At 42.5% G+C, this 24,544-nt stretch carries 26 protein-coding genes and 1 pseudogene; 9 read left to right on the top strand and 18 right to left on the bottom strand.

Going from position 1 to position 24,544, the window contains the following annotated elements; genetic code table 11:
* Positions 1-78: 78 nt before the first annotated feature.
* The 8 genes from fusA to fkpA form a co-directional block, all read right to left on the bottom strand.
* Positions 79-2,205 (bottom strand): elongation factor G, encoded by a 2,127-nt coding sequence (gene fusA / locus PR833_RS09755; protein WP_004923927.1) that lies wholly within the window; start codon positions 2,203-2,205, stop codon positions 79-81.
* Between the two features lie 80 nt (positions 2,206-2,285).
* A complete protein-coding gene (gene rpsG / locus PR833_RS09760; protein WP_004923925.1) occupies positions 2,286-2,756 on the bottom strand; it encodes a 30S ribosomal protein S7 in 471 nt (156 codons plus the stop codon).
* A gap of 98 nt (positions 2,757-2,854) precedes the next feature.
* Entirely contained in the window at positions 2,855-3,229 is a 375-nt protein-coding gene (rpsL, locus tag PR833_RS09765) for a 30S ribosomal protein S12 (RefSeq protein ID WP_004923923.1), read from the bottom strand.
* Between the two features lie 137 nt (positions 3,230-3,366).
* Positions 3,367-3,654, bottom strand: a complete 288-nt coding sequence (gene tusB / locus PR833_RS09770; RefSeq protein ID WP_004923919.1) for a sulfurtransferase complex subunit TusB — start codon at positions 3,652-3,654, stop codon at positions 3,367-3,369.
* Between the two features lie 20 nt (positions 3,655-3,674).
* The gene (gene tusC, locus PR833_RS09775; protein ID WP_004923916.1) at positions 3,675-4,034 is read right to left on the bottom strand and encodes a sulfurtransferase complex subunit TusC; all 360 of its coding nucleotides are present in this window, start codon (positions 4,032-4,034) and stop codon (positions 3,675-3,677) included.
* Positions 4,035-4,160: 126 nt separating this feature from the next.
* Positions 4,161-4,562, bottom strand: coding sequence for a sulfurtransferase complex subunit TusD (gene tusD, locus PR833_RS09780; RefSeq protein WP_014656962.1), 402 nt, complete (start codon positions 4,560-4,562; stop codon positions 4,161-4,163).
* Positions 4,559-5,263: a helix-turn-helix transcriptional regulator gene (locus PR833_RS09785; protein ID WP_014656963.1), complete on the bottom strand. Its 705-nt coding sequence runs from the start codon at positions 5,261-5,263 to the stop codon at positions 4,559-4,561. Before PR833_RS09785 ends, tusD begins: the two co-directional genes overlap by 4 nt.
* Before the next feature lie 409 nt (positions 5,264-5,672).
* Complete coding sequence (gene fkpA / locus PR833_RS09790; RefSeq protein ID WP_004923907.1) at positions 5,673-6,425, bottom strand: FKBP-type peptidyl-prolyl cis-trans isomerase; 753 nt, start codon at positions 6,423-6,425, stop codon at positions 5,673-5,675.
* Between the two features lie 210 nt (positions 6,426-6,635).
* Between fkpA and PR833_RS09795 the strand changes: the two genes are divergently transcribed.
* Positions 6,636-6,857, top strand: coding sequence for a SlyX family protein (locus PR833_RS09795; RefSeq protein WP_004923904.1), 222 nt, complete (start codon positions 6,636-6,638; stop codon positions 6,855-6,857).
* A 69-nt stretch (positions 6,858-6,926) separates the two neighbouring features.
* Here the strand turns inward: PR833_RS09795 and slyD are convergent, their stop codons facing one another.
* The 4 genes from slyD to kefG form a co-directional block, all read right to left on the bottom strand.
* Positions 6,927-7,529 (bottom strand): peptidylprolyl isomerase, encoded by a 603-nt coding sequence (gene slyD, locus PR833_RS09800; RefSeq protein WP_004923903.1) that lies wholly within the window; start codon positions 7,527-7,529, stop codon positions 6,927-6,929.
* 89 nt (positions 7,530-7,618) lie between these two features.
* Complete coding sequence (locus tag PR833_RS09805; RefSeq protein WP_004923902.1) at positions 7,619-7,822, bottom strand: YheV family putative zinc ribbon protein; 204 nt, start codon at positions 7,820-7,822, stop codon at positions 7,619-7,621.
* Positions 7,823-7,833: 11 nt separating this feature from the next.
* Complete coding sequence (gene kefB / locus PR833_RS09810; RefSeq protein WP_004923898.1) at positions 7,834-9,639, bottom strand: glutathione-regulated potassium-efflux system protein KefB; 1,806 nt, start codon at positions 9,637-9,639, stop codon at positions 7,834-7,836.
* Positions 9,639-10,193, bottom strand: coding sequence for a glutathione-regulated potassium-efflux system ancillary protein KefG (kefG, locus tag PR833_RS09815; protein ID WP_004923894.1), 555 nt, complete (start codon positions 10,191-10,193; stop codon positions 9,639-9,641). Before kefG ends, kefB begins: the two co-directional genes overlap by 1 nt.
* Positions 10,194-10,359: 166 nt before the next feature.
* On the opposite strand from kefG, the gene PR833_RS09820 reads away from it, so the two are divergent.
* Positions 10,360-12,297 carry an ABC transporter ATP-binding protein gene (locus tag PR833_RS09820; RefSeq protein WP_061064629.1) on the top strand — a complete coding sequence of 646 codons (1,938 nt, stop codon included), beginning with the start codon at positions 10,360-10,362 and terminating at the stop codon, positions 12,295-12,297.
* A gap of 47 nt (positions 12,298-12,344) precedes the next feature.
* Here the strand turns inward: PR833_RS09820 and adiA are convergent, their stop codons facing one another.
* Positions 12,345-14,621: an arginine decarboxylase gene (gene adiA, locus PR833_RS09825; RefSeq protein WP_272526065.1), complete on the bottom strand. Its 2,277-nt coding sequence runs from the start codon at positions 14,619-14,621 to the stop codon at positions 12,345-12,347.
* Between the two features lie 116 nt (positions 14,622-14,737).
* Positions 14,738-15,598 (bottom strand): MurR/RpiR family transcriptional regulator, encoded by an 861-nt coding sequence (locus PR833_RS09830; RefSeq protein ID WP_014656964.1) that lies wholly within the window; start codon positions 15,596-15,598, stop codon positions 14,738-14,740.
* A 237-nt stretch (positions 15,599-15,835) separates the two neighbouring features.
* Between PR833_RS09830 and murQ the strand changes: the two genes are divergently transcribed.
* Positions 15,836-16,747 carry an N-acetylmuramic acid 6-phosphate etherase gene (gene murQ / locus PR833_RS09835; protein WP_040132705.1) on the top strand — a complete coding sequence of 304 codons (912 nt, stop codon included), beginning with the start codon at positions 15,836-15,838 and terminating at the stop codon, positions 16,745-16,747.
* 27 nt (positions 16,748-16,774) lie between these two features.
* Positions 16,775-18,247 carry a PTS N-acetylmuramic acid transporter subunit IIBC gene (gene murP / locus PR833_RS09840; RefSeq protein ID WP_004923877.1) on the top strand — a complete coding sequence of 491 codons (1,473 nt, stop codon included), beginning with the start codon at positions 16,775-16,777 and terminating at the stop codon, positions 18,245-18,247.
* Between the two features lie 40 nt (positions 18,248-18,287).
* On the opposite strand, the gene PR833_RS09845 is transcribed toward murP, so the two are convergent.
* On the bottom strand, positions 18,288-18,893 hold the full coding sequence (locus tag PR833_RS09845; protein WP_004923874.1) for a LysE family translocator: 606 nt from the start codon (positions 18,891-18,893) through the stop codon (positions 18,288-18,290).
* A gap of 97 nt (positions 18,894-18,990) precedes the next feature.
* On the opposite strand from PR833_RS09845, the gene PR833_RS09850 reads away from it, so the two are divergent.
* Genes PR833_RS09850 through PR833_RS09860 form a run of 3 tightly spaced genes read left to right on the top strand, consistent with a single transcriptional unit; the run spans position 18,991 to position 21,110 of the window.
* Entirely contained in the window at positions 18,991-19,971 is a 981-nt protein-coding gene (locus PR833_RS09850; RefSeq protein WP_004923872.1) for a hydrolase, read from the top strand.
* Positions 19,968-20,186, top strand: a complete 219-nt coding sequence (locus tag PR833_RS09855) for a YheU family protein (RefSeq protein ID WP_004923869.1) — start codon at positions 19,968-19,970, stop codon at positions 20,184-20,186. The genes PR833_RS09850 and PR833_RS09855 overlap by 4 nt, the downstream gene beginning before the upstream one ends.
* A gap of 57 nt (positions 20,187-20,243) precedes the next feature.
* Complete coding sequence (locus PR833_RS09860) at positions 20,244-21,110, top strand: phosphoribulokinase (protein ID WP_004923866.1); 867 nt, start codon at positions 20,244-20,246, stop codon at positions 21,108-21,110.
* Positions 21,111-21,183: 73 nt separating this feature from the next.
* Here PR833_RS09860 and PR833_RS09865 read toward each other — a convergent pair whose 3' ends face one another.
* Positions 21,184-21,588, bottom strand: a complete 405-nt coding sequence (locus PR833_RS09865; protein ID WP_272526066.1) for an OsmC family protein — start codon at positions 21,586-21,588, stop codon at positions 21,184-21,186.
* 304 nt (positions 21,589-21,892) lie between these two features.
* Here PR833_RS09865 and crp point away from each other — a divergent pair, with 304 nt between their 5' ends.
* Both crp and PR833_RS09875 read left to right on the top strand, forming a co-directional pair.
* Positions 21,893-22,525 carry a cAMP-activated global transcriptional regulator CRP gene (gene crp / locus PR833_RS09870; RefSeq protein WP_004923862.1) on the top strand — a complete coding sequence of 211 codons (633 nt, stop codon included), beginning with the start codon at positions 21,893-21,895 and terminating at the stop codon, positions 22,523-22,525.
* Between the two features lie 195 nt (positions 22,526-22,720).
* A complete protein-coding gene (locus tag PR833_RS09875) occupies positions 22,721-23,695 on the top strand; it encodes a hypothetical protein (RefSeq protein ID WP_272526067.1) in 975 nt (324 codons plus the stop codon).
* Positions 23,696-23,720: 25 nt separating this feature from the next.
* On the opposite strand, the pseudogene PR833_RS09880 reads toward PR833_RS09875, so the two are convergent.
* Positions 23,721-23,855 (bottom strand): annotated as a pseudogene (locus PR833_RS09880) (IS5/IS1182 family transposase); the annotation flags it as partial.
* 413 nt (positions 23,856-24,268) lie between these two features.
* Positions 24,269-24,394 (bottom strand): cytidine deaminase-like fold-containing protein, encoded by a 126-nt coding sequence (locus tag PR833_RS20420; protein ID WP_419177201.1) that lies wholly within the window; start codon positions 24,392-24,394, stop codon positions 24,269-24,271.
* Positions 24,395-24,544: the final 150 nt, after the last annotated feature.

Below are 24,544 nucleotides of genomic sequence, written 5' to 3' on the forward strand. Positions count from 1 at the left end.
CGACTCTATTCCTTATGGAGTTCCTTCTTCACTGTGAAGAAGGAACTTAATTAAAGTAGTTAAATCGATTAAAACCGATTATTTAGCGTTACGAGCTTCGATAACAGCTTGTGCAACGTTGTTTGGTGCTTCATTGTACTTCAAGAACTCCATTGAGTATGAAGCACGACCTTGCGTTTGTGAACGCAGGTCAGTCGCGTAGCCAAACATTTCTGACAATGGTACTTGTGCACGGACAATTTTACCAGTTGCCATGTCATCCATACCTTCAATCAGACCACGGCGACGGTTCAAGTCACCAATTACGTCACCCATGTAGTCTTCTGGTGTTTCCACCTCAACTTTCATGATTGGCTCAAGCAGAACAGGTTTCGCTTTTTTGAAGCCATCTTTAAACGCGATTGATGCCGCCAGTTTAAATGCCAGTTCAGATGAGTCAACATCATGGTAAGAACCAAAGTGCAGACGAATACCCATGTTAACAACAGGGTAACCAGCCAGTGGGCCAGATTTCAACTGCTCTTGGATACCTTTATCAACGGCAGGGATGTATTCACCAGGGATAACACCACCTTTGATTTCGTTGATAAATTCGTAATCCATTGGAACGCCGTCTTTATCATTTTTGTCAAGTGGGTACATATCGATAACCACGTGACCGTACTGACCACGACCACCAGACTGTTTCGCGTGTTTACCTTCGATATCAGTAACTTTCGCAGTGATAGCTTCACGGTAAGCAACTTGTGGTTTACCAACGTTCGCTTCAACTTTAAATTCACGACGCATACGGTCAACCAGAACGTCCAAGTGCAATTCACCCATACCAGCGATGATAGTTTGACCTGTTTCTTCATCACTTGATACGCGGAATGATGGGTCTTCCTGAGCCAGACGGCCCAATGCGATACCCATTTTTTCTTGGTCAGCTTTAGTTTTTGGTTCAATTGCAACAGAGATTACTGGCTCTGGGAATTCCATACGTTCTAGGATGATTGGTGCATCAACCGCACACAGAGTATCACCTGTAGTAACGTCTTTCAGACCGATAGCAGCCGCGATGTCACCAGCGCGAACTTCTTTAATCTCTTCACGCTTGTTAGCGTGCATCTGAACGATACGACCAAAACGTTCTTTTTTAGCTTTAACTGGGTTCAGTACAGTGTCACCTGAGTTAACAAAACCAGAGTAAACACGGAAGAACGTCAGGTTACCAACGAACGGGTCAGTTGCAATTTTAAATGCTAAAGATGAGAACGGCTCATCGTCACTTGCGTGACGTTCCGCTGGAGTATCTTTACCGTCATCCAGAATACCGTTGATTGCAGGTACATCTGTCGGAGATGGTAAGTACTCAATAACTGCATCCAGCATTGCCTGAACACCTTTGTTCTTAAATGCAGAACCACAGGTAACCAGGATAATTTCGCTTGCAAGAACGCGTTGGCGAAGAGCCGCTTTGATCTCTTCTTCAGACAGTTCATCACCGCCCAAATATTTTTCCATCAGTTCTTCTGATGCTTCAGCAGCAGATTCAACGAGGAAGTTATGCCATTCTTCAGCTTGTTCTTGCATGTTTGCAGGGATATCTTCGTATTCGAAGGTAACGCCCTGATCTTCATCGCTCCACTTGATCGCTTTCATTTTGATCAAGTCAACAACGCCGGTGAAGCCTTCTTCAGCACCAACTGGCAGTTGAAGTGGAACTGGGTTTGCAGCCAAACGTGTTTTTAATTGATCAACAACACGCAGGAAGTTTGCACCCATACGGTCCATTTTGTTAACGAACGCGATACGTGGAACTTTATATTTGTTAGCCTGACGCCATACTGTTTCAGACTGTGGCTGAACACCACCAACTGCACAGTAAACCATGACCGCACCATCAAGAACACGCATAGAACGTTCTACTTCGATTGTGAAGTCAACGTGTCCTGGGGTGTCGATAATGTTAATACGGTGTGGTTCGAATTGTTTTGCCATACCAGACCAGAATGCAGTAGTCGCTGCAGACGTGATAGTAATACCACGTTCTTGCTCCTGCTCCATCCAGTCCATTGTTGCAGAACCTTCGTGAGTTTCACCAATTTTATGGTTTACACCTGTATAAAACAGAATACGTTCAGAAGTTGTTGTTTTACCGGCGTCGATGTGTGCACTGATACCGATGTTACGATAGCGTGATATGGGCGTTTGACGAGCCATTTTTTCCTCTCTCGTGGGCGTTCAATTCATCATTTAAAGGGTAGCAGAAAGCTACCCTCAGAAACACTAACGTGGTGAAATTACCAACGGTAGTGAGCGAACGCCTTGTTAGCTTCTGCCATACGGTGAACGTCTTCACGTTTCTTAACAGCAGAACCTTTGTTTTCAGCTGCATCCGATAATTCGTTTGCCAGGCGCAGAGCCATTGACTTATCACCGCGTTTACGAGCAGCATCAACGATCCAACGCATTGCCAGTGCATTACGACGAACCGGACGAACTTCTACAGGAACTTGGTAAGTTGAACCACCAACACGGCGGGATTTAACTTCCACAGTCGGACGCACGTTGTCTAGTGCAAGTTCGAATGCATCAAGTTCACTCTTACCAGAACGCTGAGCCAGGGTCTCAAGCGCGTTATATACGATTGCTTCAGCAGTAGATTTTTTCCCGTCTACCATCAGGATGTTCACAAATTTGGCCAGTAATTCTGATCCGAACTTAGGATCTGGAAGAATTTTACGTTGACCAATTACGCGACGACGTGGCATGGATATTACTCCGTTTTTAATTCAGGTTTGCCCAAAACTCGATTCGAGTATTTTGACATTAAGTTTAAAAATGTTTGGCCTTACTTAACGGAGAACCATTAAGCCTTAGGTTTCTTAGCACCGTATTTAGAACGGGCTTGTTTGCGGTCTTTAACACCAGAGCAGTCCAGTGCACCGCGAACGGTGTGATAACGCACACCTGGCAAGTCTTTAACACGACCGCCACGGATCAGGATTACGGAGTGTTCCTGCAAGTTGTGGCCTTCACCACCGATGTAGGAAGAAACTTCATAACCATTAGTTAAACGAACACGGCATACTTTACGTAGTGCTGAGTTTGGTTTTTTAGGAGTGGTGGTATATACACGAGTACATACGCCACGTTTTTGCGGGCAAGCTTCCAGTGCTGGAACGTTGCTTTTAACAACTTTCGAGCTACGTGATTTGCGTACCAGCTGATTAATAGTTGCCATTATTAAAAAAGCTCCTGGTTTTTTTGCTTCGTAAACACGGATTTTCGACCTCGTTCGCCAACATGACGATACACGAGGACGCGAAATTTTATTGCTGACTGACTCAGGTGTCAAGAAATATACAACTTTTAACCCTTTTATAGGGCAAAATGTTGTTTATGACTCACTGTGAGCTGTACAAAATCTCGATATGAGGCTAAAGACACCTGCTCTGAAATCATATTCTGCAAGCCGCGGGCATTAACATCTGCATCTAATGCGTAGACTCGCGCACCTTTTTGTTGCAGTTCACGTAAATGAGTCGATTGACTTACCGCGGCAATCACACCGTCTTGTATCAGTAATACCGCATCATCTGGCGCAATCAGCCGCAAAATGGCCGTGAAATCACAATGAAAAGGTGAAGTTGCTATAGTATAAAGCATAGAAAAGATCCTACAACAGATCAAAATTTAAGCACAACATCACATTTGGATAATTTATCGCGAATTTGTGTCGAATTGATGACACTCGCGTCCACAATCCATCGACTCTCTTCGCAAATTCCTCTTTCCTTTAAAGAATCAGAGCAAATGTAAATATTGTCGATATCGTAAAGCGGCAAAATTTTAAAGGTAGAAATATAGTCCCGCGCTAAAATTTCAGTGGGATTTTGATTTGCCAGTAACTGGCACACACCATCCGACAAGAAAAACACGGAAATATCCTCCGTCAGTGCTGATGTCGCCAATAAGGCATCTAACCCTTCTCGGCCACTGGCATTTCCATGAGGCATTGATGTAAAAACAAAAGCGAATTTTTTCATATCTGCTCTAAATAATTCGAAATGCGGCTAGGAATTGAGGTAACGGCATCATTCGCACGGATCCCCCACGAACGTCACCATTTCTACTGCAATATCATGCTAGTTTTACAGTAGAACGAGGAAGCCCTAAAAACGGATTGTACGATCTGCCGTCATCATTGCTTCTGCCAAACTGCCTAATCCGCTCATGATAAAGCCATCACCGAGGTTACTGACAGCAAGGGAGAGTAGCTCAGCTTGTTCTTTATCGACCACACCACGGCGCAATGCAGCAGACACACAGATATGCATTTCACAACCCGACTTTTGAGCAAGCTGTTGCCATGCTTTCACTAAATTAAATTCATCATTGGCAGGTGAAGTGAGCGCATTCGCATTTGTAACACCTTCACTGTAAAAAAACAGTGTTTTTAAACAATGCCCTTCTTCAAGAAGGGCATGAGCAAATTGGTAAGCACTCGCGGCTTGCTGAGTACCATAAGCAGGCCCGGTCACCAGCAAACAGTATGTTAGAGGTTGTGTGTTCATTCCCCACTCTTAAACTGGCGAATATAGAGATAAACAGTATGTTTAGAGATATTTAGGCGATCTGCAACTTGGTTTATCGCATCTTTGATATCAAAAATCCCTTTTTCATAAAGATTCAGGACAACCTGTTTATTTTTCGCATTATTTGACACATTACGATCAGAGCTAACTTCTTCAATCGTATATTCTAATGTTTGTGCAACCAAATCATCGACTGAGGAGGCAAAGTTAACGTCTGAAGTCACATCTTGCTTCTCTTCAGGGACAAAACTTTTGATGATTTCTGAGAATGGTACATCAAGGTTCATGTTAATACACAGTAAGCCAATGACACGCTGATTGCGGTTACGAATGGCAATCGTGACCGATTTCATTAAATCGCCGCTTTTAGCCTTGGTGAAATAGGCTTTTGATACATTAGATTCTTCATCAGCCATGTCATGCAGCATACGCAATGCAAGATCCGTGATTGGTGAACCAATTTTACGCCCTGTATGTTGCCCGTTGGCTATTCTGACGGCTGAACATTTTAAATCTTCCAGAGAATGAAGGACAATTTCACAATGTGCACCTATCAACATAGCTAAGCCATCAACGGCCGCTTCATACGATTTTAGAATTTCATGATCGGTTTGGGTGAAAGGCTCATTATTAAGTAAATTAATATCACTGTGATCATTTGAAAGTACTGAGTTAGACATTTTTAAACACCATCCTTCAAGTGTACGAAAATTCACCAATCTGACTAATGAGGCGTTAATTGTTAGAGGCTTTTGCCTGCATTTCATTATAAAGCGTCAGTAAATAAGGCGAAAAAATAATAAAACGTTATATAGTGAAGTTAAAACTACGGGGCGCTGCCGTCAAGCGATTGCATGCAAGACAGTTTGTTTTATCACAAGTTTTAAACAAAATAAGCATTATTTTTAGCAAATAATCAATAAACTTATTCGAAATCAAATTCCAGATGGCTTTTCTTAAATATGTCAGCATAATCAACTAATTATTTATTATATCTTGTTTAACTTTTTCTTCGCAAAAAATAAGTTGATCCCGCCTTAACGTAAAAAACCCAGACAATGCTGGGTTTTTTAAACTACTGCTTAAAAGTTATTTGCCTGTTGGCTTGATATCTAACAATTCAACATCAAACACCAGTGTGGAGTTAGCAGGAATACCTGGAACACCATTTTCACCGTACGCCAATTCTGCAGGGATCACTAACTGGATTTTCCCGCCTTTTTTCACGTTAACTAGACCTTCGGTCCAACCTTTAATCACTGAATTCAGTGGGATTGTCAGAGGTTCATTGCGTGAATATGAGCTATCGAACTCAGTACCGTCAACTAATGTACCTTTATAATGAACAACAACGGTATCATCTGCTTTAGGTTTAGCGCCAGTACCTTCTTTTTCAATTTTGTATAACAGACCAGATTTCGTTTTCACTACGCCTTTTTCTTTCGCGTATTTTTCACGATATTCAGCACCTGCTTTTTCGTTAGCCGCTGACTCATCTTTCATTTTTTTTTCAGCTGCTTCTTTCACTTGGCCTTCAAACTGACGCAAAGTTTCTTCAACTTCTGCATCCGTCATTTTACTTTTGTTGTTAAACGCATCTTGAACGCCTGCAAGCAGTTGCGCTTTATCTAAATTGATACCAATATTTTTCTGCTCATCCAGTGAGTTTTGCATATAGCGGCCTAAAGATGCCCCTAACGCATAGGCATTACGCTCTTCGGCTGATTTAAATGCGCTACTTGTTGGCGCTTTCGTTGTCGTTTCAGCGGCCATAACTTGTGGTGCTCCGAAAGCTAGCGCCAATGTCGTTGCCAGAAGACTTGCCTTAAACAGTGATTTCATCCTAATCTCCGATATCTATTATAAGTATGCGTTGTTACTTACTTCATAATCTTTAGTATAGAATAGTAAGCAACAGAATTGACTACTTAGACAACATTAACAAAAAGAGGTTTCAACGCCTATCCTTTTAACTAAAACTTATCTATTGATTTGTAATGTTCAGTTATTATGATGATTTTTTTATGATGAAAAACCATAAGGAGCCACTAAATGGATTCATCGGACGCTTTTGAACAACGCCTTGAGCTTTTGGAAAGCAAAGTTGCTTTTCAAGAGGTAACGATAGAACAGCTCAACCAAGTCATTACGGACCAACAAATGCAACTGTCTAAATTACAAGAGCATATCCGTATTGTGGCTGAAAGACTAAAATCATCACAATCCTCGCATCTTGCGAGGCCTGAAGAAGAAACACCACCGCCACACTATTAAGTTTTCACCCATTATAAAAACAAAAAAGGAAAGCTATTTCAATGCTTTCCTTTTTTTAATATTGATTAATTAGTGGCAGCCACAACCGCCGTGTTTGTGACCATGTCCGTGACCTTCGCCACCACCACAGCAACCACCTTCTTCGCCATGGCTATGACCGTGACCACCGCCACAGCAACCCCCTTCATGGTCATGATCATGACCGTGAGCGCCATGTGCGTGACCATGAGCTAATTCTTCTTCTGTTGCTTCACGAATTGCGATGATCTCAACATTGAATTTTAGGTTTTGGCCAGCCAACATGTGGTTACCATCAACGATCACTTCATCACCTTCAATACCGGTAATTTCAACTGGCACTGGTCCCATATCTGTATCAGCCAAGAAGCGCATACCAACTTGTAGTTCTTCAACGCCCATAAACACATCTTTTGGAACACGCTGAACTAAATTTTCATCGTATTGACCATATGCGTCGTCTGATGCCACTTCAACGTCAAAGTGATCACCCACCGCACGGCCTTCTAGCGCTTTTTCCAAACCTGAAATTAAAGAACCACGGCCATGTAGATAGTCGAGTGGCGCATTTGCCGGGGACTCATCAACTAAAACACCGTCTTCTGTTCTTACTTGATAAGCCAAGCTGACTACCAAATCGTTTGCTACTTTCATGACATCTCCTACTACCCATAGAGGGGGAAAAAATTTTGCTAATTGTACCGGAAAACAAGACGGCTGTATTGAGAATTGACAAAATTCTCTTACTCAGGTGTAAAAATTCCGATAACTTGTTCCTGCTTGCGTACATGAGGCGTTGCACTATCGTCAACTTGGCGCTGCTGATCCCCACAATTCACACATTCGACGACATCAATTTTATCTTCACGCCACATCATAAGAGTGTCTTGTGACTGACATTTAGGGCATGTTGCCCCTGCAATAAATCGCTTACGTGTTGACGACATTGTCCTATCCTTTATTCATCGTGATTCCAGCTATGAGGCTGGCGGTGCTCTCTAAGCATCTCTTTTTCGAACAGCTCATTTAATTCTCTACGAGCCTCTTTCACACGGGAAATTTGACCACTATCCCCTTCATTTTCAGGGATAATCTCTCTTAATACCCGCATATCTAAGCGCCTAAAATGCTGTTTTGCACGATAGGCTTTATGAGGGTGCATTCCCGTACTGATTAACGCCTTGCTGCCAAGCTCTAGCGCACTGGAGAACGTTTCACGGCTGAAATCTTTAACGCCGCTTTGCAATAATTCATGGGCTTCAACGCGCCCTTTCGCCCTAGCAATAATATGCAGGTTAGGGAAATTTTCTTGGCATAAATGAACAATTTCCATGACCTCTTCGGGAACATCGCTCGTGATCACAATCGCCTTCGCTTTATCTGCCCCAGCAGAGCGTAGCAGTTGTAATTCGCGCGCATCCCCATAATACACCGTATAACCATAACGGCGCATGGTACTAATTGCCGTGACATCCTGCTCAAGTACCGTAATTTTAACTTTGTTCGCCATCAATAAACGCCCGACGACTTGCCCCATCCGCCCAAAGCCAACCAAAATAACGTGTGGGTCGTTATCTTCCACAAAGGGCTTCTCCGTGGACGTTGGCTGGCGATTATAACGGTAGTTGAGGTAGGCATCTATCAACTGCATCACAAGTGGCGTCGTCATCATAGATAAGGTGACGACGACTAACAGTAAATCCATTTGCCTTTCATCAATCACGCTTGCCCCAGAGGCGGTCGCAAAAATAACAAAAGCAAATTCACCACCTTGGCTTAATACCCCTGAAAACTGAGCTCTCGCGCCACCGCGTAATCTTGCTATCCAACTTAAGATATATAAAACCAATGCTTTAACCGTGACTAAAGCCAACACCCCAAGCAAAACTTGCGGTAGGTATGACCAAAGGACTTGTAAATTTAACGACATCCCTACTGAGATAAAAAATAGCCCCAATAATAGCCCTTTAAATGGCTCTATATTGATCTCTAATTCATGACGAAATTCCGTTTCCGCCAGCATTACACCAGCCATAAACGTACCTAATGCCATAGAGAAGCCAAGGCTTTCCATAATCAGTGCAGAGCCAAGCACCACGAGCAATGCCGCCGCGGTAAAAATTTCATGTACGCCAGATTTTGCAGCAAGACGGAACATTGGGCGTAACAGATAGCGTCCTACAACCCAAAGGCCAGCGAATGCCACCACTTTTATCCCTATACGATACCAATCATTACTTGCTGTATCGCCGGCTAACAGTGGGATCAACGCCATTATCGGGATCACCGCCATATCTTGGAATAGCAAAACCGAAAACCCTAGCTGCCCGCTCTCTTTGTTGGACATCCCTTTTTCGTTCATGAGTTGCAATGCCATTGCGGTTGATGACATCGCCATACCAAGACCACCCACAACGGCAGCTTGCCAAGAGAACTTAGCTAAAAAGAGTAAACCTGCCATTAAAGCAGCCGTCACAACGACTTGAGCCGTTCCTACCCCAAAAATTGAGCGGCGTAGCTCCCACAGTTTGGATGGTTTCAGTTCCAATCCAATCAGAAACATCAAAAAGACAACGCCCATTTCTGAGAAATGGAGAATATCGTCAACGTTATGGATAAAGCCAAATACGAATGGCCCGATCACAATCCCTGCGAGAAGGTAACCCAGTACCGCCCCTAAACGAATTTTTTGTGCGATGGGCACCATCACTACACCAGCACACAAGAAAATAATCACAGATTCAAAGATATCGAGTTGCCCCATTAGGATAGCCCCCCAATTTGTAGCGGCTGTTGAATCCATTCGCGATATCCCGCAATAATCTGTTGTAACTGTTTTTTATCTTGCCGACGTGCTGCATAAATCACACTTGGCTCTAACCATTGCATATCACACATCGCTGCCGTTAATTCAAAAGGCCGTAAAATATCGCTCAAAGGGTAATGGTTATACCCTCCGTATTGATAGGCCTCTTGAGGTTCCCCTGTAGTAATAATGGAACGCCAATATTTCCCTTTTAGCTTTTGATATCCCATATCCGTTGCGAAACGGCGAGTTAATACCCTATCAAACCACTCTTTTAATAAGGCCGGACAGCTATAGGTATAAAGTGGGTGTTGAAATACAATAATGTCGTGCTGGCATAACAATTTTTGCTCTGCCGTCACATCAATAAAATAGTCAGGATACGTCGCATACAGATCATGAATTGTGACATGTTCTAAATCCTCAACGGCTTTGAGTAAAGCTTTATTGGCGACGGATTCATCAGGATCTGGGTGTGCATAGAGCACCAGTATTTTCAATTTATTTGACATCTTTCCCTCCTCAAAGGCGTGTCAGACGGATAATTTTCCGTTACCATGCAGCTTTTGGTAAAGCGCTTTTATTTTTACGCCCCGTCATTTTCATATGGCCATACGCTTGTTGAAAATCTGAGGGTATTCATTATTTAATTTAACATATTTTCAACTGACGGCTGCTATGATTGTTTTCTCTTCCTTACAAATTCGCCGTGGCGTACGTGTTCTTCTGGACAATGCCACCGCTACAGTTAACCCCGGTCAAAAAGTTGGGCTCGTGGGGAAAAATGGCTGTGGCAAATCCACACTGCTTGCGTTACTCAAAGGTGAATTACAAGCAGAAGCAGGCTCAGCTACCTTTCCCAGCACATGGTCACTGGCATGGGTTAATCAAGAAACACCTGCGCTGGATGTTCCTGCTCTAGAATATGTCATTGATGGTGATCGCGAATTTCGTGCGCTTGAGCAACAGCTACAATTCGCCAACGAAAAAAATGATGGTAATGCAATCGCGGCCTTGCATGGTCAACTTGATGCAATTAATGCTTGGAGCATCCGCTCTCGCGCCTCTAGCCTATTACATGGCCTAGGTTTTAGCCAAAACCAGTTACAAGAGCCTGTAAAATCTTTTTCAGGTGGATGGCGTATGCGCCTTAACCTTGCTCAAGCGCTGCTATGTCGCTCAGACCTCTTGCTGTTGGACGAACCGACCAACCACCTTGATTTAGATGCTGTTATTTGGCTAGAAAAATGGCTCAAAAGCTATCCCGGCACATTAATATTAATTTCTCATGACCGAGACTTCCTCGATCCTATTATCGATAAAGTGCTGCATATTGAACAAGAAACAATGTTCGAATATACGGGCAACTACTCCTCATTTGAACGTCAACGCGCCACGAAACTCGCTCAGCAACAATCTCTCTATGAGAGTCAGCAGGCTAAAGCGGCTCACTTACAAAGTTATATCGACCGATTTAGAGCAAAAGCCACCAAAGCGAAACAAGCACAAAGCCGTATTAAGATGTTAGAGCGTATGGAAATGGTGGCACCTGCACATGTGGATAATCCGTTTCATTTTTCATTCCGCCAGCCAGAGAGTTTGCCAAATCCATTATTAAAAATGGAGAAAGTCAGCGCGGGTTATGGTGATAAAGTCATCCTAAACTCAATCAAATTGAATTTAGTACCAGGCTCTCGTATTGGTTTATTGGGCCGTAATGGCGCAGGTAAATCGACACTGATTAAACTACTTGCAGGTGATTTGCAGCCTCTGCAAGGCGTAGTATCGCTAGCGAAAGGGATTAAACTCGGCTATTTCGCACAGCATCAGCTTGAGTACTTGCATGCGGATGAATCCCCTTTACAGCACCTAGCACGAATTGCGCCACAAGAGACTGAACAACAGTTACGTGATTATTTGGGAGGGTTTGGTTTTAAAGGCGATCAAGTTACTGATCCTAGCGGGCGTTTTTCTGGAGGGGAAAAAGCACGCTTAGTGTTGGCATTGATTGTTTGGCAACGGCCTAATCTGTTACTACTCGATGAGCCAACCAACCATCTTGATTTAGATATGCGCCAAGCCTTAACAGAAGCTTTAATTGATTTTGAAGGTGCATTAGTTGTCGTTTCCCATGATAGGCACTTATTACGCTCAACAACGGATGATTTGTATCTCGTGCACGACGGTTTAGTAGAGCCTTTTGATGGTGATTTAGATGATTACCAGCAATGGCTAGCAGAGCAAAATAAACTGGAGTTGCAGCAGGTTCGTGAATTGCAAGAAAAAGAGCGACCAACCAATAACGCAACGGTCACTGCGCAAGATAGGAAAGATCAAAAGCGCCGAGAAGCAGAGTTTCGCCAACAAACTCAGCCTATCCGTAAAAAATTGATTGAGTTGGAAAAGAAAATGGAGAAACATTCAGCGCTGCTAGCAGAATTGGAAGCAACATTATCTGACGCTGCAATTTATGAGCAAGAGCGTAAAGCTGAATTGACCGAGTGCCTGAAAAAGCAAACGGAGCAAAAAAACGCATTAGAAGAGGTAGAAATGGCGTGGATGGAGTTGCAAGAGCAGCTTGAAACCATGACTAGCGAATTTGAGGCCAACGCATAATTGTTTGATTAAGATAGCCCATTTAATATCGGGCTATCTTTTATCGCTTATTCATCACATGTTTTCACACACATCACATAATATTGGCCATCAATAATTTCTGTTCCTTCTGTTTCATGCTCAAACCCGGGAAATTCACTATCCCATGCCTGTAAACTCCGTAGATAATGAATATGCGGGCTATTTTCATCACCAAAGTTCTCCCCCGATAAGAGCATCGGGATCCCCGGTGGATAAGGGATAATCGAGTTTGCAGCCACTCTCCCCGTGAGCTGATCAACGGGTACGGCTTCAACACGGTTAGCGACTATTTGTTGATAGGCATCGCGTGGGGTCATCATCACTTGAGGTAATTGCGAATAGGCCTGATTTAATCGTGCACCCGGATTATTTTTTTGTAGATAGGCAAACATTTTATCGCCGAGATCACGTAATCCCATTTCACCATAAATTTCAGGTGCTGACGCCACGACTTCGGGTAACACCTTTTTCAAGGCAGTGTTGTTATCATAATGGCGTTTAAAGGAAAGTAACGTATTAACTAATGTTCCCCATTTTCCTTTGGTGATGCCCATGGAGAATAAGAACATAATTTGGAAATCCGTCGTTCTTGTTGGCACAATGCCATAGTGATTCAGCCATGCTGTCACGAGAGCGGCAGGAACCCCTGTATCTAACAGCTTTCCATCGTCTCCCATACCGGGAGCAAGAATACTCACTTTAATGGGGTCTAGCATGGCCCAATTATCAGGAATATCATTAAAACCATGCCATTTATCTTCAGGGTGCATTACCCAACAACTCTGTTCCCTCATCAATAATTCAACAGGTGCATCTTCAAAGGCGTATCGTTTCCCTGTTGCGGGGTCTTTCACCATCTCCTGATTCCAAGGTTTGAAAAACCATTCATCATCATTGAGAAACTCTTTATATAGGTAGGCTAAAGATTGCCTAAAGTCGATAGATTCTCGGATCACTTCATCCGTCAGTGAACGTCCACTATTGCCGTCCATCATGTCGGCAGCAATATCATTAGATGCACAAATAGCATATAGCGGTGAGGTTGTTGAGTGCATTAGATAGGCTTGATTAAAACGATTAAAGTCAATGGCGTTACGCCCGTTACGCACATGAATAAACGATGCTTGAGACAGCGCATTGAGTAATTTATGGGTGGAATGGGTAGCGAAGATAGTCGGCTCGTTTTCTGTCCGCTCTTCGTCACGCATGGCAAAGTGGTTACGATAAAGCGGGTTAAAGCGCGCGTAACCATACCAAGCCTCATCAAAATGAATACGGTCTAAAGAGCCATCGAGCAAATCTTGCACTTTACGTGCGTTATAGCAGACACCATCATAAGTACAGTTAGTCACCACACTATAAGCGGGTTTTTGCTTTACTTTACCTTTCGTTAACGGGTTAGCCGCGATTTTAAATTTAATCGCATCTGGGGTCATTTCTTTTGGGTAAATTGGCCCGATAATACCGTAACGGTTACGACTTGGGATCATATAAACGGGTTTTGCTCCCGTTAAAATCAAGCCCTGCTCGATCGATTTATGGCAGTTACGGTCAATCACCACCACATCATCATCGGTCATACAGGCCTGCATAATTGTCCGATTAGAGCCGGACGTACCGACCACCACGGAATAAGATTGGTCGGCGCCAAAAATGCGAGCGGCGTTTTTTTCACACTCACCAAATGCACCGGTATGATCCAGTAGCGATCCCACTGCCACCCGTTCAATACCAATATCTGTACGAAAGAGATTTTCACCAAAGAAATCATGGTAAATACGTCCAGCAGGCGTTTTGGTAAAACCAACACCTCCTTGGTGCCCCGGTGCTGCCCATGAATATTCATGAACGTCACTGTATTTAATGAGGCTTTTCATGAGCGGCGGGAGTAGTTGTGAGCGATAACGTTGGATAGCGGCAAGTACTCGACCCGCAATAAAGTCGGCAGAGTCCTCCAATATCCATGCGAACTCGTCAACTTGCTCCATCATATTGCGGTCAAAGGCGACCAATGCCTCTTCACGGTCACTAAGCAAGAAAACCGGTACATCTTCTTGCCTTCGGTGTAATTGCGTAATTAAGCGATGTGCTTGGATTTGTTCGTCACGATCCGACATATCGCGACCGTATAACAAGCAATCAATACTGGTATTTGAACGGATATAAGCGAGGCCATCTTCAAAGTCACGAATAATGACAGTTTCCACATGCTCATCATTCAACTCACTGGCAAGTCTTGCTACGGCATGGCTAATCACGGAATCTTTATCCGTTAGCTCGGTATAAACAATTAGTGCCCTCATTAATAATGCCCCTATAAATTACGTCAAATTATTCACTCACTACATTAGTCTTAACGCAAATAGGTACTTTTTGCAAAAACAAGCGGATTACTAATTGATAAAAAACAGCTTTATTTTTATTCATCTAGCCTGTTGATCATGACTCGCGCATTCATCACCAACATTTTCGCCCGTGCTTCACGTTTTTGTAATAGCGCCATAAACAGCAGATCGGTTAAGGTATTTTGTGCTGTGCGTGAGGAAATCGATGAACTGCGCCATTCATTTTCTTCCGCGATACTCTCAAGCACATAATCAGCTAATTGAGCAAGCGGTGACAGCCGGCTACGGGTGATTGCAATCACATTCGCGCCTTGCTTACGCGCAATACTCGCGGCGGTCAGCATGTCTTTACGTTTGCCCGTAAAAGAAATGACAATCTGTGTATCTTGTGGGGTCAATGTCAACGCTGCAGCAATTTGCACATGATGATCGGATTCCACCAATGTGGTAATGCCTATCTTTTGTAATTTATAGCTTAAATCCTTCGCGGTTAACCCCGAGCCGCCAATGCCAACAATTTGTACACGCTGGGATTTATCAATGGCATCCACAATTTTTTCAAACAGTTTGAAATCGATATGGCGAGTTGTTTCAGTAATCGAATAATTTTTTTCTAATGCTAATTTTTGTGCAACTACCATCAAGTTATCATTTTGCGTGATACGGTTATGCAACGCCGTATGCGGATTGGCCTCATCAAATTGCTGCCGTCCGATGATCTCACTTAACGCTAACTTCAATGCTGGATACCCTTTGACACCGACTTTTTGGCTAAATTTCACCACAGCGGATTGGCTCACATTTAATGTTTCCGCTAACTGCTGTGACGATAAGCTCAGTACACGCTCTGGCTTCTCAAGAATAAACTGAGCGATCCTACGTTGGTTTTCCGCAAGTCTTGGCAGCAAACAAGTGATGGTATCCAGTAAAGTCATCCTTAATTCCTTATTTGTTGAATATAATAAAAAATAAATTATTCCTATTAGAATAACTTCATTACTTAGTTTTAATCCTTTAAATTCAATAAGTAATTTATTTAAGCAATCTAAATTATCCGAAAATATTCTTTCATATTGGCAATTCAGAATAGAGAACGCCGTGATCATTATCACATCACTAGAATAAATAATTCCTTAATATCGCCTCATTAACTGAGGTAGGAGTAATTTATTATGACCATTGACTTAAGCAGAATGGTAACTGAAAGCCGTAACGCCGCGAGCACCAATATCGATCAACTGTCGACCATCGATATGTTGCAAGTCATTAATAACGAAGACAAGCAAGTGCCTTTAGCGGTTGAGAAAGTCCTGCCGCAAGTTGCCCAACTTGTCGATAAGGTGGCCCAAGCATTTCTTAATGGTGGCCGCTTAATTTATGTTGGTGCTGGCACTTCTGGCCGTTTAGGAATTTTAGATGCCAGTGAATGCCCTCCTACCTACGGTACACCTCATGAGCAGGTGGTCGGCTTAATCGCTGGCGGTCACCAAGCTATTTTTCGCGCTGTGGAAAATGCCGAAGATAAGCCAGAGCTGGGTGAGCAAGACCTGCTTAATATTCAATTTAACGATAAAGATGTTTTAGTGGGTATCGCGGCAAGTGGGCGTACACCTTATGTACTCGGGGCACTGGCTTATGCGCGCAAGGTCGGCGCAGTTACCGCTTCAATCAGCTGTAATCCGAATAGCCCTGTCGCAAATGCTGCCGATATCGCCATCACCCCTATTGTCGGGCCTGAAGTCGTGACTGGCTCTTCACGTATGAAAGCAGGTACTGCACAAAAACTGGTGCTCAATATGATCACGACTGGCGCCATGATCCGTATCGGAAAGGTTTTCGGTAATTTAATGGTGGATGTTGAGGCAACCAATGCCAAATTGGTTGAGAGACAAGTCAAAATTGTCATGGAGGCAACTGAGTGTGACAGGCAAACTGCGGAGCTAGCACTACAACAATGCCAAAGACACTGTAAAACTGCAATTTTGATGATCTTATCTGGGCTTGATGCTCAGGAAGCGCGTCAATTGCTATCGGACAACCAAGGTTTTATTCGTACAGCTCTTAATGTCGCAAAGTCCGTTTAATACACGGGAACTGATAGGGTAAATGGCATGGCTAAAATAACAAAAGAAATGATGCAGGCAATCCTGCAAAATGTCGGGGGTAGTGAAAATATTCGTCATGCAGGAAACTGTATGACACGTTTACGTTTGACCCTCAACAATGACCAACTTGTCGATAAAACAGCAATTAAACAGATCCCCGGCGTTCTTGGTGTGATTGAAAGTGAAGATCAATTGCAGATTGTACTCGGCCCCGGCAAAGCACAAACCGCCTCTGATCTCATGAATCAGCTCTTAGAAAGCGATGAATCTGGTTTCTTTTCTAACATCGATACATCATTAGAAAATAACTTAAATGCCCTCGCTTCATCCAATAAACAGCAAATGAAGCAAAAGCAAACAAGTGCAATTCATCGTTTTTTATCTAAGTTTGCGACCATTTTTACCCCTCTTATTCCGGGCTTTATTGCAGCAGGCTTATTACTCGGTTTTGCTACGTTAGCAACTCAAACCCTTTACCCTGGGGGTTTACCGAAGTCGCCTGAACAACAGACATTCGCAGTTCATCTGATCCTGTATATGTCAGTGTTTAGTAAGGGGCTATTTAGCTTTTTAAGTATTCTGATTGGTTATAACGCGCAAAAAGCATTCGGTGGAAGTGGCGTCAATGGTGCTATCATCGCTGCACTATTCGTCCTTGGTTATGACCCAAATGCCACTTCAGGGGTCTTTTCTGGAATGACCAACTTCTTTGGTTGGGATATCGACCCGCGTGGTAGCATTATTGGCGTGTTAATCGCTTGTATTTTCGGTGCATCGGTTGAAAAACAAGTCCGTAAAATCATTCCTTCTAACCTCGATATGATTTTAACATCAACCATCACGTTGCTTATTGTTGGTGCTGCCGCTTATGTTGTCATTATGCCACTAGGAAGCTGGTTATTTAATGGCATGTCATGGCTGTTTATGCACTTAAACGGTAATCCTTTCGGAACGGCAATATTAGCGGGTTTATTCTTGATTGCGGTGATGTTTGGTGTACACCAAGGGTTTGTTCCCGTCTATTTTGCCCTAGTGGATGCACAAGGCTTCAACTCCCTATTCCCTATTTTAGCAATGGCGGGGGCAGGACAAGTCGGTGCAGCATTAGCGCTCTATGCGAAAGCGAAGAAAGGCTCTATCTTACGTAATCAAATTCGTGGCGCTATCATTCCGGGTTTCCTCGGTATCGGCGAACCGCTGATTTATGGTGTCACCTTGCCTCGAGTAAAACCTTTTGTAACGGCTTGCTTGGGGGGGGCTGCGGGTGGTTTCTTCATTGGGCTAATCGCTTGGATGGGGTTACCTGTCGGGCTTAATACCGTATTCGGGCCATCGGGTCTTGTCGCCATTCCGCTAATGACATCAGCCCAAGGCGTATTTGCTGGAATGGCTGTGTATGTTGGTGGTATTGCTGTTGCTTATGTATGTGGATTTATTTTCACTTACTTATTTGGCAGCAAAAATATCGATTTAACATAAAGCCAATCAATGCAATGGGGGGTTGTCTATCCCCCCTTTTTTATTCGAGCCAAATTAATGGCACACACGCCGCGGTTAATAGCCCCATCACTAAGTTGAAAATAAACCACGCTCTGCGACTTTTTAGAAAATGGCCGATCAACGCTCCGCCCGCCATCCAGATTAGCCCTGCCACAAAATTAACGGTAACCACCGCAATACTCATGATGATAATGGATTGCACAAACAGTTCTCCGGGTAGACTATAGCTCCCCACAGCACCTAACCCCATCATCCATGCTTTAGGATTTAAAAATTGTAACAAACCACCTTGATACCATTTGATATTTTTTGTTGCTGTCGTTTCTGTTTTTAGTGGCGAATAACGAGCCGTAGCGGTTTTCCATGCTAACCACAATAGGTACGTACTACCCGCGATTTTCATCGCCACATGCAAAGCAGGATAAAGCAATAAAAGCGCTGCAACACCGAAAGCGGAGAGGTAAAGTATTGATTGCATGCCTAACATAATCCCTAATAATAAGGGAATACTGCGACGAAACCCATAATTTGCCGTGCTTGATGTTAATAGCATGTTATTAGGGCCAGGTGTTATTGCTGCAATGAATAGAAATGTAAAAAGAGAAAAAACCAGCCCTAGACTCATTTATAATCAATCCTCAAAAATTGAGCATACTTGCATCATAAAAAAATAACAGTATGTTATGTGCCCTACAAGGGAATTACTAAATTAAATTAAGGCTATGTCAGAAAACTTTCGCCCTATTAATTGGGCTAAAAATCCACATCTTCAAACATTATTGCCAAGAATTTTTCGTAGAACGCCGAAAATCAAACCAATTTGGCAACGGCTAGAGCTACCTGATGGCGACTTTATTGATCTTGCATGGAGTGAAGCTCCCGAACAGGCAAGCAAAAAACCTCGTTTAGTCATCTTTCATGGCTTAGAAGGTAACTTTAAAAGCCCCTATGCGCATGGGATGCTTGAAAGTGCCCAAAAGCAGGGATGGCTGGGTGTGATTATGCATTTTCGCGGTTGCAGCGGCGAGCCTAACCGCCAAAAACGGATCTATCACTCTGGCGAAACCAGTGATGCACGTTACTTTTTGCATTGGTTAAAGCAGACTTGGGGGGATGTTCCGACAGCGGCTGTTGGTTATTCTCTTGGTGGCAATATGTTAGCCTGCTATTTAGCAGAAAATGGTGATGACGCCGATATTGATGCAGGTGTTGTTGTTTCCGCACCTTTAATGCTAGAGCCTTGCTCAATCCGTATGGAAAAAGGGTTTTCTCAATTTTACCAACGCTATTTACTTAATGGATTAAAGCGTAACGCAACACGTAAACTCGTTCGCTACCCGGGTTCATTACCGCTTAATTTGCTACAATTAAAGCAGCTAAAACGTATTCGTGAATTTGATGATGTGATCACCGCAAGAATTCATGGTTTTGAGAATGCGACCGACTATTACCAGAAATGCAGTGCATTACCAAGGCTGCCTCGTATTACAAAACCAACATTAATTATTCACGCAAAAGATGACCCTTTTATGGCACCTGAAGTCGTGCCAGATATCTCACGTTTACCTGCTAATATTGAATACCAAATGACAGAGCATGGTGGGCATGTTGGTTTTGTTAGTGGTAGTTTAAGAAAGCCAGAAATGTGGCTAGAGAAACGTATTCCACAGTGGCTAACACCGTATTTGGATAAACAATCATGATTATTCCTTGGAAAGATTTAGCACCTGAAACTTTGGAAAACCTAATTGAAGCTTATGTGCTCCGTGAAGGAACGGATTACGGCGAGCATGAAAAGACGTTACAGCAGAAAGTGGATGATGTGAAACGGCTGTTAGTTTCTGGGGAAATTGTGCTAGTCTGGTCAGAATTGCACGAATCTGTTAATTTTATGCCTAAAAATCAGTTTCGCCCGTAACCCCGTTTCGCTCATGGCTTAAACAGCGTGGACGTAACGCAACACAGGGAGTCCACGATGTCAAAAAAGCACCCCATTATTGCAATTACCGGTTCTAGTGGTGCTGGAACCACCTCAACAAGTCTGGCATTTCGTAAAATATTCCACCAATTAAATATTCAAGCCGCAACCTTAGAAGGTGATAGTTTCCATCGTTATACTCGGCCTGAAATGGACATGGCTATTCGCAAGGCGAGAGAGCAAGGCCGCCATATCAGCTACTTTGGTCCAGAAGCCAATGACTTCGCCTTATTAGAGCAGACACTGTTAGAGTATGGCTTACATGGTAATGGTAAATCGCGTAAGTACCTGCATACCTATGATGAAGCGGTACCGTATGGGCTTCAACCCGGTACATTTACGCCATGGGAGTCCCTGCCTGCGAACAGTGATATTCTTTTTTATGAAGGCTTGCATGGCGGGGTGGTGACGCCAGAAAATGATGTTGCACAACATGTTGATTTATTGGTGGGCGTTGTACCAATTGTTAACCTTGAATGGATTCAAAAGTTGATCCGCGATACGACCGAACGCGGCCATTCACGTGAAGCCGTCATGGACTCCGTCGTTCGTTCAATGGGGGATTACATCAACTATATTACGCCGCAATTTTCACGTACGCATATTAATTTCCAACGCGTCCCCACTGTCGACACATCAAACCCATTTTCTGCGAAAGCGATCCCTTCACAAGATGAAAGTTTTATTGTGATCCGTTTTAGGGGGCTAGAACAAATTGACTTCCCATATTTACTGTCCATGTTAAACGGCTCATTTATATCAGCAATGAATACTATTGTTGTGCCTGGCGGTAAATTAGGCTTAGCCATGGAATTAATTATGACACCTCTCGTTGAAAAATTAATAAAGCAGAAACACGATTAAGCGCCGATGATGCTTATTATTATTTAATAAATAAGCATCATGAATTAAAAAAATTATATAATTAATAAATAAATTATTGATTCTGGGTTTCAAAACTGTGGGTAACTTTAACCGCTTTTTCTAACATTAAAGAGACTGAGCAATATTTTTCAGCCGAAAGTTGAACTGCACGTTCAACCGCTTTTTCCGTTAAATCCGTTCCAGTTACAATAAAATGTAAGTTGATATGGGTAAAATAACGTGGAGCTTCATCGCGGCGTTGTGAGGTTAATTTAACTTCACAACCTTTTACGTCATGGCGGCCTTTTTGTAGAATAGACACAACATCCACTGAACTACACCCCCCAACCGCCATTAACACCATTTCCATTGGACTTGGAGCTTTATCACCTGAATTGCCATCCATCATAACTTGATGGCCTGATGCTGATTCTCCTAAAAATGAGAGACCTTCAACCCATTTAACTCTTGCTTCCATATTTAATTCCCCTAGGAAAATATTTTCTAAAAGATAACATTGTTGCATAAATACTTTCAATCAAATAGCTGCTTTAAGATGCTGAACCGATAAAAGCAAGACTTTCTCGGTTGAATATGTTACAAACAAAGTTCCACCTGATAGGGTTAAGATCAAAACTCAAGGTTTCAATTGATAATATTATAGTGTTGGTATTAACTTGCTCTATAATGCGAATTAATATGCTAAGCTAGTGACTTTAAAAACCAGCCGTTCTCGTTACAATTAACTGAATGGCTGTATTAACATACAGAGGATAACGCTAATGGTTCTCGGCAAGCCACAAACAGACCCTACTCTTGAATGGTTTTTGTCACACTGCCATATTCATAAATATCCATCCAAGAGCACTCTGATTCATCAGGGTGAAAAAGCAGAAACCCTTTACTATATCGTTAAAGGCTCAGTGGCTGTTTTAATCAAAGATGAAGAAGGCAAAGAAATGATCCTCTCCTATTTAAATCAGGGAGATTTCATTGGTGAACTAGGGTTATTTGAAGAAGGACAAGAACGTTCAGCTTGGGTTAGAGCAAAAAGTGCCTGCGAAGTCGCTGAAATTTCTTACAAAAAATTCCGTCAACTTATTCAGGTCAATCCTGATATTCTTATGCGCCTTTCTGCGCAAATGGCAAGTCGCCTGCAAACCACCTCAGAAAAAGTAGGTAACCTTGCTTTCCTTGATGTGACAGGCCGTATTGCACAAACTCTGCTTAATTTAGCGAAACAGCCCGATGCGATGACGCATCCAGATGGGATGCAAATTAAGATCACTCGCCAAGAAATTGGCCAAATCGTTGGTTGTTCACGCGAAACCGTTGGTCGCATTTTGAAAATGCTAGAAGACCAAAATCTGATCTCCGCACACGGTAAAACGATTGTCGTGTACGGTACTCGTTAACCGATATTAGTCTCACCACTTTGGTAAGACCGCAATTGCATAATGGCTTTATATCTTTGATATAGAGCCATTTTTGCTTCAACATCACCGAAAAACCAGAAAATAGCATTAATATCGTTATTTTATATTATTCATATCTACTAAAAAATAAAATCTAGAATAATTAATATACTATTATTTGAAGGTTTTATTAAAATGAAAATAAGTGAACATAGCCCATCCCTAAAATATATCAACCAAACAATCACGGCTCATGCAGAGATGCTAAAGCGTGGCAATATGACCCCTGAGACAATCTCTGAATCATGCCGGATAAAAAGAAATAATTTAGAGGCAAAATATAAGTTTCTTAACGAAACAAATAGCATTAAGCCAATATCAATCACCTTACCTACACCAGTAAAATTCGATGACAACGCATTTAAAGAGCGACAAGCTAAAATCGATGCGGCAATGAATATCGCCAATATCCTAAAGGAGAGTCAACTCCCTTCTCTGCCCTCATTATCGTTACCATTGAACTATTCATTAAAATCGAAGCATTCAACAAATACGATTAAAGAGCATGATTGTAATATGAGTGGTAACCAGTCAGCTCATTCGCTAAATATACCTAGACCCACAACGGATCTTCGACAAAAACTTGAGCAGTTGAGATCTAAATGTGAGAGGGTTGCTGCTAATTTAGATGCTAATAGTTATTCTGCTGAATCACTAAAGGTGAATTCAATGATCCACCTGAAAAAATTAGAACTCAATGCAAGCCTTATTGGCACTGACTACTCAGAACTGGATTTAGTATGGTATATGGATAAAAAAGCACAAACTCAATCCGAGAAAGAGGCAATAATTAAAAATTTCACGCCCCCAAAACCAATCGCACATCAAAAAGGAAGCCGAATTCCCCTCAAGATACCGACTATCACTCAGGAATTAGATCAACCTAGAAAAAAACGTTCCATTCATCAGGCTACTGACATTATTTCATCTCATTCTCAGGGCAAGGGGCGAGTGATTATCAATGGGCAGGTAAAAAGAGACCTGAGTGGAATGGCATTATCCCCTTCGACTGCCGATCCGCGCAAAACAAATATCGATAAAATGCCAAAGAAAGAAATTAGCATTAATCATACAAAAAATATCAATACAAAAAGTGCTAGGGCATGTTGACCTTTGCTGTTTATTTTTTAATAAATCATATAGGGAGCCACATGACTGAACATGCTAAGGCAATCATGTTTTCATAATTGCTTGTTAATTTGTGATACCGAGTTGCGACGGCTCGGTATTTCTAAATTTACAGGAAGGCATTTTCAACTACGTGCCAATATTACTTGTCCACAGCTCCTTAATTGAGACAGCGATAATTAGATTTTTAGCCCGAAAAATATAACGCTTGTTGCCGACATCCAGTGTGTGGGCTGGCTGAATCATGCCAATGAAGTTATTTATTGAATAAGTGAAATCAAATCTCAGTAGATAAAATTAACTACTGGTAACTGATTGAACAGTTAAGGATTTTTAAGTCTATAGTCGAGGTGATTGTACTGTAAAAACACAACAGCTAAAGAACACGCGGTAAAATCAAGACAGTATACCATGGGGTACTTGCGCCCCCGCCCATAGCTGATTATTAGTGGTCAGTGGCAGAATGAGCTCGGGTTTACGGCAGGCAGTCACTTTACCCTCACACACCAAGCCGAGTCGTTGATTATCCGGCTGACTGATAATTTCAATCCTTCTTTATCTGCCATTGCGGCAATATCCACATACAGGCTCTTTTGTCACCCTCATATTCATATCTCGACTAACGGTAATAATCTTCATATGCTTACGAATAGTACCAACTTCAGCATGAGCAGAAGCCATATTTCCATTCGATACATATTTGCTAGGATTTTTTCTACTTTAGTTTCATTCTATCGTTAATTAACGTTGGACGATTTTTATCACCTAAAAAATAATCCGGTCTATTTCCTTGGTTAGTCTCTTTAAATATTTCCCCTGTTTCTTTATTTA

This window comes from Providencia sp. PROV189, assembly GCF_028480065.1.
Taxonomy (GTDB): Bacteria; Pseudomonadota; Gammaproteobacteria; order Enterobacterales; family Enterobacteriaceae; genus Providencia; species Providencia stuartii.

What these genes read in the sequence shown, in the direction of transcription:
- fusA (WP_004923927.1), bottom strand. Translation starts at nt 2,205, where the DNA reads ATGGCTCGTCAAACGCCCATATCACGCTATCGTAACATCGGTATCAGT.
- rpsG (WP_004923925.1), bottom strand. Translation starts at nt 2,756, where the DNA reads ATGCCACGTCGTCGCGTAATTGGTCAACGTAAAATTCTTCCAGATCCT.
- rpsL (WP_004923923.1), bottom strand. Translation starts at nt 3,229, where the DNA reads ATGGCAACTATTAATCAGCTGGTACGCAAATCACGTAGCTCGAAAGTT.
- tusB (WP_004923919.1), bottom strand. Translation starts at nt 3,654, where the DNA reads ATGCTTTATACTATAGCAACTTCACCTTTTCATTGTGATTTCACGGCC.
- tusC (WP_004923916.1), bottom strand. Translation starts at nt 4,034, where the DNA reads ATGAAAAAATTCGCTTTTGTTTTTACATCAATGCCTCATGGAAATGCC.
- tusD (WP_014656962.1), bottom strand. Translation starts at nt 4,562, where the DNA reads ATGAACACACAACCTCTAACATACTGTTTGCTGGTGACCGGGCCTGCT.
- PR833_RS09785 (WP_014656963.1), bottom strand. Translation starts at nt 5,263, where the DNA reads ATGTCTAACTCAGTACTTTCAAATGATCACAGTGATATTAATTTACTT.
- fkpA (WP_004923907.1), bottom strand. Translation starts at nt 6,425, where the DNA reads ATGAAATCACTGTTTAAGGCAAGTCTTCTGGCAACGACATTGGCGCTA.
- PR833_RS09795 (WP_004923904.1), top strand. Translation starts at nt 6,636, where the DNA reads ATGGATTCATCGGACGCTTTTGAACAACGCCTTGAGCTTTTGGAAAGC.
- slyD (WP_004923903.1), bottom strand. Translation starts at nt 7,529, where the DNA reads ATGAAAGTAGCAAACGATTTGGTAGTCAGCTTGGCTTATCAAGTAAGA.
- PR833_RS09805 (WP_004923902.1), bottom strand. Translation starts at nt 7,822, where the DNA reads ATGTCGTCAACACGTAAGCGATTTATTGCAGGGGCAACATGCCCTAAA.
- kefB (WP_004923898.1), bottom strand. Translation starts at nt 9,639, where the DNA reads ATGGGGCAACTCGATATCTTTGAATCTGTGATTATTTTCTTGTGTGCT.
- kefG (WP_004923894.1), bottom strand. Translation starts at nt 10,193, where the DNA reads ATGTCAAATAAATTGAAAATACTGGTGCTCTATGCACACCCAGATCCT.
- PR833_RS09820 (WP_061064629.1), top strand. Translation starts at nt 10,360, where the DNA reads ATGATTGTTTTCTCTTCCTTACAAATTCGCCGTGGCGTACGTGTTCTT.
- adiA (WP_272526065.1), bottom strand. Translation starts at nt 14,621, where the DNA reads ATGAGGGCACTAATTGTTTATACCGAGCTAACGGATAAAGATTCCGTG.
- PR833_RS09830 (WP_014656964.1), bottom strand. Translation starts at nt 15,598, where the DNA reads ATGACTTTACTGGATACCATCACTTGTTTGCTGCCAAGACTTGCGGAA.
- murQ (WP_040132705.1), top strand. Translation starts at nt 15,836, where the DNA reads ATGACCATTGACTTAAGCAGAATGGTAACTGAAAGCCGTAACGCCGCG.
- murP (WP_004923877.1), top strand. Translation starts at nt 16,775, where the DNA reads ATGGCTAAAATAACAAAAGAAATGATGCAGGCAATCCTGCAAAATGTC.
- PR833_RS09845 (WP_004923874.1), bottom strand. Translation starts at nt 18,893, where the DNA reads ATGAGTCTAGGGCTGGTTTTTTCTCTTTTTACATTTCTATTCATTGCA.
- PR833_RS09850 (WP_004923872.1), top strand. Translation starts at nt 18,991, where the DNA reads ATGTCAGAAAACTTTCGCCCTATTAATTGGGCTAAAAATCCACATCTT.
- PR833_RS09855 (WP_004923869.1), top strand. Translation starts at nt 19,968, where the DNA reads ATGATTATTCCTTGGAAAGATTTAGCACCTGAAACTTTGGAAAACCTA.
- PR833_RS09860 (WP_004923866.1), top strand. Translation starts at nt 20,244, where the DNA reads ATGTCAAAAAAGCACCCCATTATTGCAATTACCGGTTCTAGTGGTGCT.
- PR833_RS09865 (WP_272526066.1), bottom strand. Translation starts at nt 21,588, where the DNA reads ATGGAAGCAAGAGTTAAATGGGTTGAAGGTCTCTCATTTTTAGGAGAA.
- crp (WP_004923862.1), top strand. Translation starts at nt 21,893, where the DNA reads ATGGTTCTCGGCAAGCCACAAACAGACCCTACTCTTGAATGGTTTTTG.
- PR833_RS09875 (WP_272526067.1), top strand. Translation starts at nt 22,721, where the DNA reads ATGAAAATAAGTGAACATAGCCCATCCCTAAAATATATCAACCAAACA.
- PR833_RS20420 (WP_419177201.1), bottom strand. Translation starts at nt 24,394, where the DNA reads ATGGCTTCTGCTCATGCTGAAGTTGGTACTATTCGTAAGCATATGAAG.